Origin of the sequence: Dialister sp. i34-0019-2H8 (assembly GCF_042846925.1) — a bacterium.
GTDB lineage: Bacteria > Bacillota > Negativicutes > Veillonellales > Dialisteraceae > Dialister.
The window spans coordinates 12,251-24,630 of record NZ_BAABYQ010000002.1 but is presented as its reverse complement, the minus strand read 5'-3'; the positions used below and the strand labels follow the sequence as shown (position 1 = coordinate 24,630).

The 12,380-nt window shown below is 37.5% G+C and carries 17 protein-coding genes; 14 read left to right on the top strand and 3 right to left on the bottom strand.

Annotated features, from left to right (window positions below; genetic code table 11):
• Window positions 1-251: 251 nt before the first annotated feature.
• The 4 genes from ACGG9R_RS11035 to ACGG9R_RS11020 all read left to right on the top strand — a co-directional run bounded on the left by ACGG9R_RS11035 (window position 252) and on the right by ACGG9R_RS11020 (window position 2,975).
• Window positions 252-788 carry a hypothetical protein gene (locus tag ACGG9R_RS11035; protein ID WP_390155246.1) on the top strand — a complete coding sequence of 179 codons (537 nt, stop codon included), beginning with the start codon at window positions 252-254 and terminating at the stop codon, window positions 786-788.
• A 162-nt stretch (window positions 789-950) separates the two neighbouring features.
• Window positions 951-1,454: a hypothetical protein gene (locus tag ACGG9R_RS11030; protein ID WP_390155243.1), complete on the top strand. Its 504-nt coding sequence runs from the start codon at window positions 951-953 to the stop codon at window positions 1,452-1,454.
• A 681-nt stretch (window positions 1,455-2,135) separates the two neighbouring features.
• A complete protein-coding gene (locus ACGG9R_RS11025; RefSeq protein WP_390155335.1) occupies window positions 2,136-2,210 on the top strand; it encodes a putative holin-like toxin in 75 nt (24 codons plus the stop codon).
• Window positions 2,211-2,390: 180 nt separating this feature from the next.
• Complete coding sequence (locus tag ACGG9R_RS11020; protein WP_390155240.1) at window positions 2,391-2,975, top strand: recombinase family protein; 585 nt, start codon at window positions 2,391-2,393, stop codon at window positions 2,973-2,975.
• 175 nt (window positions 2,976-3,150) lie between these two features.
• Here the strand turns inward: ACGG9R_RS11020 and ACGG9R_RS11015 are convergent, their stop codons facing one another.
• The 3 genes from ACGG9R_RS11015 to ACGG9R_RS11005 form a co-directional block, all read right to left on the bottom strand.
• Window positions 3,151-3,396 (bottom strand): hypothetical protein, encoded by a 246-nt coding sequence (locus ACGG9R_RS11015; RefSeq protein ID WP_390155237.1) that lies wholly within the window; start codon window positions 3,394-3,396, stop codon window positions 3,151-3,153.
• Window positions 3,397-3,446: 50 nt separating this feature from the next.
• A complete protein-coding gene (locus ACGG9R_RS11010; RefSeq protein ID WP_390155234.1) occupies window positions 3,447-3,746 on the bottom strand; it encodes a hypothetical protein in 300 nt (99 codons plus the stop codon).
• A gap of 75 nt (window positions 3,747-3,821) precedes the next feature.
• Window positions 3,822-4,721, bottom strand: a complete 900-nt coding sequence (locus tag ACGG9R_RS11005) for a M48 family metalloprotease (RefSeq protein ID WP_390155231.1) — start codon at window positions 4,719-4,721, stop codon at window positions 3,822-3,824.
• 1,304 nt (window positions 4,722-6,025) lie between these two features.
• On the opposite strand from ACGG9R_RS11005, the gene ACGG9R_RS11000 reads away from it, so the two are divergent.
• The 10 genes from ACGG9R_RS11000 to ACGG9R_RS10955 all read left to right on the top strand — a co-directional run bounded on the left by ACGG9R_RS11000 (window position 6,026) and on the right by ACGG9R_RS10955 (window position 12,365).
• Entirely contained in the window at window positions 6,026-6,223 is a 198-nt protein-coding gene (locus ACGG9R_RS11000; protein ID WP_390155229.1) for a hypothetical protein, read from the top strand.
• Window positions 6,220-6,717 (top strand): hypothetical protein, encoded by a 498-nt coding sequence (locus ACGG9R_RS10995; RefSeq protein ID WP_390155226.1) that lies wholly within the window; start codon window positions 6,220-6,222, stop codon window positions 6,715-6,717. The genes ACGG9R_RS11000 and ACGG9R_RS10995 overlap by 4 nt, the downstream gene beginning before the upstream one ends.
• Window positions 6,718-6,788: 71 nt before the next feature.
• A complete protein-coding gene (locus ACGG9R_RS10990; RefSeq protein ID WP_390155223.1) occupies window positions 6,789-7,568 on the top strand; it encodes a DUF3560 domain-containing protein in 780 nt (259 codons plus the stop codon).
• Window positions 7,569-7,694: 126 nt separating this feature from the next.
• A complete protein-coding gene (locus ACGG9R_RS10985; protein WP_390155220.1) occupies window positions 7,695-7,889 on the top strand; it encodes a hypothetical protein in 195 nt (64 codons plus the stop codon).
• Between the two features lie 12 nt (window positions 7,890-7,901).
• Window positions 7,902-8,108, top strand: a complete 207-nt coding sequence (locus ACGG9R_RS10980; protein WP_390155217.1) for a hypothetical protein — start codon at window positions 7,902-7,904, stop codon at window positions 8,106-8,108.
• Between the two features lie 126 nt (window positions 8,109-8,234).
• Window positions 8,235-8,624 (top strand): single-stranded DNA-binding protein, encoded by a 390-nt coding sequence (locus ACGG9R_RS10975; protein WP_390155214.1) that lies wholly within the window; start codon window positions 8,235-8,237, stop codon window positions 8,622-8,624.
• A gap of 184 nt (window positions 8,625-8,808) precedes the next feature.
• Entirely contained in the window at window positions 8,809-9,444 is a 636-nt protein-coding gene (locus ACGG9R_RS10970) for a ParA family protein (RefSeq protein ID WP_390155211.1), read from the top strand.
• Window positions 9,445-9,446: 2 nt separating this feature from the next.
• On the top strand, window positions 9,447-9,890 hold the full coding sequence (locus ACGG9R_RS10965) for a helix-turn-helix domain-containing protein (protein ID WP_390155208.1): 444 nt from the start codon (window positions 9,447-9,449) through the stop codon (window positions 9,888-9,890).
• Window positions 9,891-10,408: 518 nt separating this feature from the next.
• The gene (locus ACGG9R_RS10960) at window positions 10,409-11,497 is read left to right on the top strand and encodes a replication initiation protein (protein WP_390155206.1); all 1,089 of its coding nucleotides are present in this window, start codon (window positions 10,409-10,411) and stop codon (window positions 11,495-11,497) included.
• Window positions 11,490-12,365, top strand: a complete 876-nt coding sequence (locus ACGG9R_RS10955) for a hypothetical protein (protein ID WP_390155203.1) — start codon at window positions 11,490-11,492, stop codon at window positions 12,363-12,365. Before ACGG9R_RS10960 ends, ACGG9R_RS10955 begins: the two co-directional genes overlap by 8 nt.
• The last annotated feature ends 15 nt before the right edge of the window (window positions 12,366-12,380 follow it).

Below are 12,380 nucleotides of genomic sequence, written 5' to 3'. Positions count from 1 at the left end.
GGGGGGAGTTCCTGCTGTGTCCTAGAGCTTGCTTGACATGGGACTAACGTCCCATATTGCGTGCAAGTTACTTGCACAAAATGCATAACATGTATGCAATATTCATATGGCTAAATTATGTAAAAATATGTAATATTTACTTGTTTTTACTTTCTTTTAACACTATAATCTGCTATAATAGAACTATAGGAAAGCCCGATAAATACAGAGCTTTCAAGAGTTTTTCATAGTTTTTAAAAGGAGCGAATACCATGAACACCAAAAAGAAAATCTGCTTTGAAAATATCATTTGTTTATACGGAATGATGAATGAAATTGCAAGCAAAAAAATGACCGCTTATAAAAGCGATTTGGAAATTGATTTCGAGGATATGAAAGCACGTGAAAAAGACGGCTTTTCATTCCTTTGGGCTGTTCGTGAGACTGGCACATGGTTCAGACCATTTCAGACGAACGGCGAATGTAATTTTGACAATAAAGAGGACTATAAAACATTTATGTATAGTGTCCTTGATTTAGAGGGATATATTGGAATCCACCAGGATTATTATATTATCAACGTGAATTATCACGGTGAATACAGTGTCCAACATGTATCTAAACTAAACGCTAAAAAGGCGATTGATACATGTCTTGAGAACTTCAACAAATACCGCCTTGATATCGTTTGGAACGGTGAAATTATTGATTCCACTGCACCGACCAAGGGCGTTGCGGAACAACTTACGAAAGAATACAAGACCGTATTTCACGGCAGTGACTTTGATATCAAAGCGGTAGCGATTTAATGAAAAGGGCGGGCAAGCCCGCCCCCCCCCCCGACTTACGTCGGGAAAAGATAGAAGACCATGACTCCCAATAGAAGGAATTGTAGAGGACGGAGTGGGCGAAGGATGCCTTCTGATCGGATATAGCAATTTAGAGACTTGCTTTAAGTGGAGGAATAAGAAATGAGAATTTGTTGGCGCATTAAAAGAGATAAGAAAACAGCGGCAGACCTTAAACCTGCATCCATTATTGAAATGTTTGTTAGCGGGATAACTACTAAAATTCTTGTAACTGATCAGGATTTGGCAGATATTATTACTACTGCATTTTATGGAGGAATTAACTACTGGTGTGAGCGTGCTTATCCCAAAGGCGGACACTGGATGGGAAATCCTGAAAATCACATACCCAATGGTGGCGTAATTATCTTATATGATATTGACGGCGAAGAGCGTTATGAACTGAATAAGCTCAAGCTCCTCAGAGGGATTACCGGCTTAATTGAGGGAGACAACTGGGATCTCTCTCAATTAGGGTTCGAGAATGAGGACGCCTATTATGTTGATGCAGATAATACGCAATGCATCTTGAGAGCAGGTCACCGTCTCGAAACCGGAGATATTGATGCTGATATTGCTGATTTAATTGTACAGTATGGAATTTTTGGAAAGCAGGTGTTTGGATAATCTGCCCTTTTCGGGCAGGGGCTTTTTTTACAATTCCTCTTTTCACTGTAAAAGCCTACCAGACAAGTGAGTTAAAAGAAAAAGGATAGAGGCATGTATTCTATGTGAATACATGCCTCTATCCTTCCTCTCAACTCTCATGAGATTAGTTTAGCATATTCTGACAACTAAATCTTTTTAATTTCATGCGTTTTCCAATTAACTTCATAACGCTGATACCAAAAAGATACATCCTATGGTTGCCATGAAAGAACTCGCTAAAAACGATTTTAGACGCATTTTGATCACTCCGGTTTCTTTTCTAAGAGAGAAGCCAGTGCAAAGTATTTTGCACTGGCTTCTCTCAACTCCCCCTTAATTACATTATATTTTAGAGGCTGCGGAAAACTGCTGGCTTTTTTCTTTTGATTATTGTCAACCTTTATACCGCTAATGGCGGCGGCTAGCAATGCCAGCCGAATAAAGTTTAAGATGTTACCTAAATTATTAAAAAGAAAGGTATATTTTATTTTCCACTCCCGCTAGTTAAAATGATAAATTGATTTTTGGATTCATTATAAAAATTTCTTGTAAGTTTTAGATGTTTTATTGAAGTCAACCATCAAAAATGATATAATAGTAATAGGAACGAGGTAGAAGGATAGATAACCGGGCTAACCCTCTTCGAGAGGGGGTGGCACAATGAGTACCTATGAAACATTAACCTTAATGATTGCATTTGGAATCTTAATTGCTACCATCATGTCAAAGAAGTAATTTTTTTGACATGAAAAAAGCCCCCTAGGGCTAGGCGGCTTTCTTCAAACTTCAAATTTAGAGGGAGCCGGTCCTGACCAAGGAAATTATTTATCCGACTGTCTCGTTTCCACCATTATACCACAAAAAACCAAAAAATAAAATCACCATGCAAATATAAAGAAAGGAAGGAAGCAGCCAATGAACATCGCATATGTCAGAGTATCAACCATTGAACAAAATCCAGGCCGTCAATATGAAGATTTGAAAAAATTCAATATTGATAAATGGTTTGAAGAAAAAGCATCCGCTAAAAATACTGACCGCCCTGTTTTAAATGAAATGCTTTCTTTCGCGAGAGATGGAGATACCATTTACATTGAATCATTTTCCAGATTAGCAAGAAACACCGCTGATCTTCTTAAAATCATAGATGACTTAAAAAAGAAAAATGTAAAAATCATCAGTCAGAAAGAAAATCTCGATTCTGACACACCGACAGGAAAAATGATGATAACCATGATCGGTGCAATCGCCACCTTTGAACGAGAATTAATTCTTGAAAGACAACGTGAAGGCATTGAGTTAGCTAAAAGAGCAGGCAAATATAAAAAAGTAGGCCGAACTGCTATGGAAATGCCAGCCAACTTCAAAGACCTTTATGAACTCTATATGATGCGAAGAATTAAAACAAAAGGCGAACTGGCTAAAAGATGCAAATGCAGCCGTCCAATCCTTGAACGCTTTATTGAGGAATATCAAAAAGCTAAAACAGAAAGAACTTAACTCATGAAAAAAAGAAAAGGACTGCTCGTCAGCAGTCCTTTTCTTTTCCATAGCTTATAAAAGCCATGAACACCATATATATAATACCACACGCAAACCAAAAGTGCCATAAAAGCAAAAACGAATATTTTTAAGCAAATAATATTTGAAATTATTTGCTTTTCATTGTATATATTCATTTGGCGAAGGATTTGCCCGTTCTTTCATTTTCTTCCTCCTTGTAAATTTCCCAATCATCTGCGAATATATCGTCCCAGATTAAATCCTCCAAACCTTCCTTTCCTAAAGTTCCGTAGTGCGTTATAAGAGCCGGATTGCAAAAGCGTGACTCATCCTTGAAGCTATACATATTAGCCGCCCACCACCTTCTCCGGATCTTCTTTCCCTCGTCCGCTGCCTTCAGGGCTTCCCATGTTTTCATCTTTTCTTTCTCTTCCTTTCTTCCCCCCCATGAAACTATGAAAAAGTGGTTCACTTTTTCATAGTTTCATTATACACCTTATCAAGAATAAAGCCAAGTGTTACGTCCTTAACTTCTTTTTCAACATTCATTGCTTTTAAAACTGCTTCCTGATGAGGAATTTCCTGTCCTTTGTATTTACTTACTTCCTTCCATGCAGCATTAATCTTACGTATCTCACTTAATGCTTCCTTCACAAATTGATACTCTAAAGTAGTACAATACACACTACGCCGTTTCTTCGGAATTTCATTAGGTTTACGACCAGATCCTTTACGATATCCACCACGATTATCATTCTTGTCTTCCATATCACTCACATCTCCATATAAAGTGAAAATCAAATAAAAACGAATGTTATTTATTTCTTTTTATTTGATTTTCACTTAAATCACTTCAATTTTCTGCTTATCCTTTTCCATCATTTTTTCAATTCTTTTAATTCGTTTCTTAGTTCCAGGATGATCCGAAACAAACCAATCCAGGAAAAACCAATTATCACCATCAATTTTTAGCAAATGCTCAAATCCCTTAATCAATTCCGGGCCAAGGCCTAATTTATATGCGTAAGCATCTGCCTGATATTCCTGGCTACGATATCCCAGAATGGTTATAAAATTCATAGGGATATTCAGTACCCAGGAGAAAATAACATGCTGCCAATTAATCAGAATCATAATGATAGCAGCAAACCAACCCAGAAATGGAATCCAATGAATCAACCGCACAAAGAAATTTGCACATCTATAAACCAACCAAATTACACGGGAAAACCAGTTCATCCCAACACAAAGCAAACGGGCAAAAGTATGCCTGTAATGCAAATGCCCCAGTTCATGAGCAAGTATGCCTTCGATTTCCTCATCATCCATAAGCTTTAAAGTACCAAGATTTACGGTAATATGTTTATCCCCAAGAGCATATGCATTGATGGTCTGATCTTTATTTACATACAAACTGTATCTGGATGGATCTGTATTTTCACGTCTACACAAATCTTGAAGAATTTTATATAGCCGATCATAATCTGCTCCTTTAGCATCACGAGCCCCGGTAGAATAAACAAAAATCCATTGCATGAAACCAAAGGTAGAAAAAATAGCAGGAATCAAAATAGCCAGACAGGTTAATTCAGTCAAAAAGATAACCTGATCATTACCTGTTAAAAACTTCTCCGCTGGCATGAAATAATAAGCAAACTGATAACCAATCCAAAAAAACGGAAAGTCTAAAATAAAGTTCACAATAAACGTCAATACAATTAAAATAGCCGAAACAACTGCCATAAAATCATCCCCTATACCTCCCAAACATTTTTGATTTCTTTAACCACTTTATCAAAAATGTTATACTCTGTCAAGAGAAAAATACCTATTGTCTCCCCTCCCCCACCGTTATGAAAGTTTACAATTATTGTATATTGGATGAAAATCCAATAAAATTAAATATTTTTTATTTGATTTTATTGGAAAATGGTACAGACCACCTATGCTCCGCAAGGTCGTCTGTACCATGAAACAATATACTTCCTTTTATATTAACTGCACCTGTCAAAGCTCCTACGCTTCACTTCGGACTTTGACAAGTGCAAAAAAATATGATTGATCCATTAAATCAATCACCAAGGCAATCCCAAAAGGTGCCGAGCATAAGAATAAAAGCCCGGCCAGATATTTATATGCCGGTACATTGTACCGACAATTTTATGAGAGATAAATATACAGGTGAAAAGCAAATAAAAACAAATATAATATATTTATTTTTATTTGTTCCTTTCATAGAGAAAAGCCAGGCTTCCGGTTCCAGTCCCTCGCTCCTGCGTCCCATCAGAAAATAACTCCTATACGCTCCGGCCCTCTCTTTTCATCTTATAGATTTCTTATAGGAATCAGAGGGCCTACGCTCCTATCCGTTTTTTCCTGATGAGACTTGTCACTCAGTCCTTCCACCTACAGCCGTCTTTTCTCCATGATATTCAAGTATTTTCAATTATTTTTTACTTATTTTTATTTAAAGCAAACCTGGCACGTTATGACCGCCTATACTCCGTAAAGGCCGTCCGTGCCTGATAATATACTATTTTCTTTAAAGTAAAAGGCACCTGTCAAAGCTCCTTACTCCGTAGGACTTTGACAAGTGCAAGGAAAAAACAAGCCATGATTGATCCATTGAATCAATCACCAGGACAAACCGAAAAGGTGCCGGGCAATAGAAAAAGGCCCGGCCCAAAATTTATATACCGGTACATTATACCGGTACTTTTTTATTATCCAAAACAAACCTGTTGCTAAAAAGGGAAGTACGTGTGGGGACGGTGCGTGCTGTTGTGTCTACTGGGGGGAGTTCCTGCTGCGTCTTTCAGAGCTTGCTTTGCATGGGACTAACGTCCCATATTGCGTGCAAGTTACTTGCACAAAATGCATAACATGTATGCAATATTCATATGGCTAAATTATGTAAAAGCATGTAATATTTACTCGCTTTTACTTGCTTTTAACCCTATAATCTGCTATAATAGAACCATAGAAAGCACGATAAATACAGAGCTTTCAAGAGTTTTTCATAGTTTTGAAAGGAGTAAAGAAAGACCATGAACACCAAAATGAAATTTCTTTTTTCTCTCATTTTCCCCATTGAATTGATTCTCTTTTATGCAATGTATACCGCATATTATACAGGCGGTGCAACTGGTTGCAGAGTGGTAGGTATTGCCGGTTTGGTTCTTCTTCTTCCCTTGCTTTGGGAAGTTCTGAAAGAAGGAATAAAGAGTGAGGTAAATGAAAAATGAAAAAATATTTTGACGGTATCACGAAACTTGATGAACTGAGAAAAGCATATAAAAAATGGGCTATGGAACTCCACCCAGACCACGGCGGAACAAATGAAGAATTTAGATCCATGGCCGATGAATATCATAGAATGATTCCTCTTATGAAGAATCACGACGGCGAAACCGTCAATGATACCGAAAATGTAAAGGTATCAGCAGAAGCCGAGAAATTCAAAGAAATTATTGATATTCTTCTTAACCTTGACGGCGTAGAAGTCGAATTGTGCGGTAACTGGCTTTGGATTTCAGGAGATACAAGACAGTATAAAGACCGCTTAAAGGCCCTTGGTTGCCGATGGGCCCCGAAAAAAATGAAATGGTACTGGATGCCCGAAGAAGAACGACACGCAAGACACTACAGAGGGAAAAGCACTATGGCAGAAATTCGTAATAAATATGGCTCGACCCGATTTGTTAAAGGCGATGACAACAAAAAAGCCATTACCGCTTAAATTCATAATTTCATAGGGCCGTGAGAAACGGCCCCGGCCATTGGCCGAACGTAAAGAAAGGAAAACAAACCATGAACACCTACGAAGAAAAACAGGAAGCAAGAAAAGCCAGATTTGAAGAATTGGCTATGAACGCTAGAAGAGAAGCAGACGCATTAGCTCGCCAGTCTAGCGATATGCTGAAAGGTATTCCCTTTGGGCAGCCCATCATGGGAGAACGTGACCGCCGTTTCAGAAATAGAGCAGGGGCAAAAATGGACAAAGCCATAGAAGCCAGCAAAAAAGCTGAATATTACGAACAGAAAGCGGAAAGCGTCGGCAAAGGCGGTATTTCTGGACTTGACCCCGAAGCCATCACGAAACTTGAAAAACAGCTTGAACAGTTGACAGCCCATCAAGAACGGATGAAAGCAGCCAACAAGGCAGTAAGAATGAAGAACCAGGAAAAAGGAAACTTGAAATTAAAGGAATTAGGCTATAGTGATAAAGAAATCGAGGTTTTGAGAACTCCCAACTTCCTTGGCCGTCTCGGCTATCCTAACTATGAACTCACGAATAATAACGCTAATATCCGAAGAATTAAGCAGAGAATTGAAGAACTGAAAGAACTTTCAGAAATGAAAGTAGAAACGGAAACCAATTCCCTTTATGAATTTTTCATGGACGAAGGAAGACTCCAGTTCTCTTTTGATGGAAAACCATCAGGGGAAATCAGAGACATTTTAAAAAGCTATGGTTTTAAGTGGTCGCCGTCTCGCTCCACATGGGTAAGACAGGCAAACAGAAATGGCTTTTGGTCGGCTGACCAAATCAAAAAACAACTTGCTCCTTTTGTAGAAAGCAAGGTATAAGATATATATTTTTGATTTCCCCTATTGGGGATTATATCTCGATGAATTGGAATCAGTCGAATTTAAATAAAAATACAGAAAGAAGCCGGGGTGATCTCCCGGCTTGGCCCCCGGCCAGGTGGAAATATGATTAGATTTGAAGTTATAGCGAGTGCATTAACCGAATGGGATTTACTGGAAAAGTTAAAAGATGTTTACGAAAACCCCCACCTGAATTTATATATGGGCTATGTGGTGGATATGGAAACAGGAGAGGTATTTCCTGGAAACTTGAGACTTAATAAAGGAAAATATGAAGTTTTCAAAGTCGTTGCAGATTGAAAGGAATAGAAAATGAAATCAAGAAAAGTGGCCGAAATCAACGGCAGAAATATTATTTTAGTAGACCAGGAATATAAAGATACAAAATGGATTCAATGGGTAGTAAGTCGTACCTATGATGAAACGCAACCGGAAAATCAAAAATGGGATAGCGGTGTATACTTTGATTCACTAACCGATGCCGTCAATTACTCAACAGGGAAATTTTTAAAACAGTAACTCACGAAACACTTAGAAAAGTTTCAATCGAGACTTTTCTAAGTGTTTCGTGATATGATAAAAAATCGGAGCCGGGCCATTGGCCCGGCCTACTATCTATTCTTTAGTTATAAATGGGAGAAACTTATGAATAACGTCTCTATTACCGGAAGAATCACAAGAATGATTGATTCTAAAAGCACTGATGGTTATACCATTCTAAACTTTTCCATTGCAGATAATAAGACGGCCAAACAAACTGGACGTTCCCAATTCTTTAATTGTGTCATTTTCAGACAGGGAGCCGACACTATGAAGAAATATGCCAAAGTGGGCGATCGGATTTCTATCACTGGAACAATGCAATGGCAAGACTGGAATAAAAGTAATTTTAAAAAAGATGTACTGAAAATTATCGTTGACCGCTTTGAATTATGCGGTAAAGCAGAAAATGAAATTACTCCGGAAAAAGAACAGGAAAACACATTGGATAACCTACCATTTCCAAAAGATTTCTCCCCAAAAGTTACTTTTTAAACCTGGGCTGGCATTGCCATCCCTTCCTAATATTTAATTTAAAAGCGAATAATTCCAAATAACAATTACTTGCTTTTATTTGAAATTATTCGTTTTTTCATGGTATAATTAAGGCGAAAAACAAATAATTCTGAACAACACTTATTTGTTTTTATTCGTTTCTTCTCTTTGAAAGGAGTACATTATGATTATCAATGTAGCTCATACTAAAGGCGGTGTGGGTAAAACCACCATTGCAGTAAACCTGGCGATTGAAATGCACGCTGATCTGTTCGACCTGGATAATCAGAACAGCAGCTATAATTTCTCTTTACTGAATGAAGACATCCAAAGACCAATTCATTTTTGGAAAGATAGAAACCTTTTAAAAGAAATCATTGAAACTTACAAAGACAAACCAGATAAACACATCATCATTGATAGTGGTGGTTACGATTCCAATGTTTCTCGTGAAATCATTTTGAACAGTAATCTGATCATAACTCCGATCACTGTCAGTCAGACCGAAGTAGATGGATTACAGAAGTTCAATTCTGAAAACGTTGAAATCGCTCTACAATCCAATCCTGAAATTAAACCTTATATCCTTCTGAATAAGATTTCTCACTATGATAAAAAGGATGCCGAAGACCTGATTGAATACATTCATGACCAGGTAACTGACTACAAAGTACTTCATACCATGTTAGGAGCAAGAAAAGACTATAAGAAAGCATTTTCAGAAGGAAAGTCAGTCAATGAATATAATCGAACCAGCCCGGCAGCCAAAGAAATGACCGAACTTGTGAATGAAATTTTTGAAATTATCAAGGAGATTTGAAAATGAAATTTACAAATACAAAGAAAAAAGAGGAAGAAGCAAAACAGGAATATATCAATAATGCCCCATTATCTGAAAAGAAACGGAAAACTACCAGCGTAACCATTGCGATTAACGAAAAAGAACGTGAAATGCTGGATAGTTACCTGGAAACCACCAAAAACGAAACTGGCAGAAAGATTTCAAGAAGTACATTCTTCAGAAATTGTGCCATGGAAAACATCAAGAAAAAGGTAAATGTAGTTTCTGAAGATGTATGGGGTGGTGAACCATTCACTATAGCAGAAGCATCTCTTAAATTTAATGTACCAGAAGAAACAATCACATCCGCTTTAAATAGTGGACGGTTCATGAAAAATGAAGCTAAAATCCTTAATATAAAACAGGCACGTGTATGGGTAGTTACTCGAAATGGTATGGAAAGAGTATTTAATCGAATCAAATGAAAAAAAGGATCCTCTGTATACCAGGGGATTCTTTTTTCATTTTCAAAATAAGAAAAATAATAAAAGTTCAAAAAAGTTTACAATGTGGGAAAATGTACTCATAACAAATCTATTGAATTTTGAATTACATTGATAGGATCGGACATCTCAAAATCAAAAACGTGGGAAAATGTACTTAGAAGAACATTTTCCCACGTTTTTAGATCCTAACTATTGTTATTTATTGAATAATGTTAAGAAGTTAAAAGAGTTAAGAGAGCCTGAAACAACCGATAATATCTAGCTTTTTTAGGATATTTAAGTACAAATTACCACGCTCATGAGTACATTTTCCCACGTTACGAGAACATTTTACCACGCTTTTAGCTTTCCTAAGTACAAATTACCACGTTTTCAAGTACATTTTACCACGCTTATGAGTACATGCCTCAAAACGGTGTACTTATAAGTACACAAAAATTTATTATATACTTATAAGTACAAAACGTGATATAATGTACTTATAAGGAGTGATACCCATGGACATTGTAAAATACGACAACGAATTTAATCTGACGAAAAACTTCAATAAGTTATCGCAGGTGGAACAGGATATCTTCTTCACTATAACATCAGAATTTACCAAAAACAAGAAGACCCATCTCACACTGACTGCAAACTTTATCCGTCAGAAAATCAACATGAAAGGGAAATACAGACCCAGTGAAGTAACAACCTTCCTGAAAGATTTATCCTTGAAATTATCTGAAATTCCATTTATCATCGAAAGTGATAATGATATCATCGTAACCCCGATCTTTGCTAAGTTTCATGTAGATAAGACCACACAGGAAACCGAAATCATTCTGAATGACCAGTTTCTCAGCTACTTCTATGACATCCCGATTTCATTCACGCAGTTTGAGTTATCTAAGTTTGTCAACTTAAACTCAAAGTATGCAAAAACACTGTTCCGCTATCTGCTGGACTTGAAGCACTATGCTCACGAAAGAAAAGACGGTGTGAGAATCTGGACGATAGACTTTGAAGAGTTCAAGAAAATCATGGTTTTCCCAAAGTCATACCAGACCACTTCTATCATGAGAACTTTGAACAAAAGTGTTGAGGAAATCAACAAAAGTGGTTACATCACAAACCTGACCTATGACAAGGAATTTTGGGTAGAGAAAAAAGGAAAGCCTGTAAAGTCTTTGATTTTCTCGTACCAAATTGCCAAAAGGGAATCTCTTGTAGTTCCTAAAGAACAACCGCAACCACAGGAAGCTCCATTCCCAGAAGATACCGAAACTGCTAAAAGTGCTAAACCACAAAAACTGTTCTGTCCTTACTGCCATAAGGAAGTTGTTAAGAAAAACGGCAAGAACGGCTCATTTTACGGCCACAAGTATTATAAGCAGACCACGTGTAAACACTCATGGACTAGCCTGGAAGACCTTATGACTGAAATCAACATGGTTCAGCAAGCTAATAAAGACCGGGAAGCACAAAAACAGAAAAACGCTGAAAATATGGAGTACCTGGAAAAACAGCGAGACCAGTTATTTCATAACATGGGATTGATGGAAGAATCAGAAGAATACAACAAGAAAGGAGAAGCTGATGAATGATGATTATTTGCAAGACCTGATGATACGATTTGCCTACAACAGTACCGCTTTAAACGGCAATGCTGCTACCGAGGAAGAAACCCGAAGCATACTGCTAAGTGAATATATCTCAAAACCAATCGCACTCCGGGAACTTTATGAAATCCTGAACTACAAGGATCTGATGAAGTTCCTGGAAGCTCATCAAGAGGAAGAGATCAAAGCTCAGACTATTATCGAAATCAACCGCATAATCACGGAAAATCTCGATAGTAATCAAAATCTTACCAATAACGAAAAAGCAAAATTGGAAAAATGGGCTGCCGATCTGACCTGGCGATTAAAGTTCTGCACCAGTGATGAGGAACGATTTAAAGTACTCATAGAGCAACATGCTGAATTTAAAAAGCTCAATGTCTTTGATAGCGAGAATGATAGTACCGGACGTGCCCTGCTCCTCTTGTCATGCATGCATGACAAGATACCCCCGATCATTTTTGAAAAATATCAGGAAGAACGGTATGAACTGGCAATGGAAAATCAGGATATCGAAGAACTGTGCATTTTGGCAGCAGAGGGAAAAAAGAAAGAGAAAAAACGACTGGCCGAATATGATGAAGAGTATCAAATCGATGTAAAACTGCTTAAAACGCTTTCTGACGAGTTGGAAGAAGCTCATAGTACATTTTATCAAGATGAGGTACTCGAAGACGAATACGGCCAAAATAGAGCGTTTTTAGACAGCGTTAAAACGAAAAGAGACCAGGAACAAATCAAATTCAGGGTTAGAGACTATAAAGAACACTGCCAGGATATTTCAAAAGATCGTTGTGCTGCTCGCACCAACCGAACCAGATATGATGATTATGATGAAGGACGGCATTTGTAAAAGGGGGAAACCTAC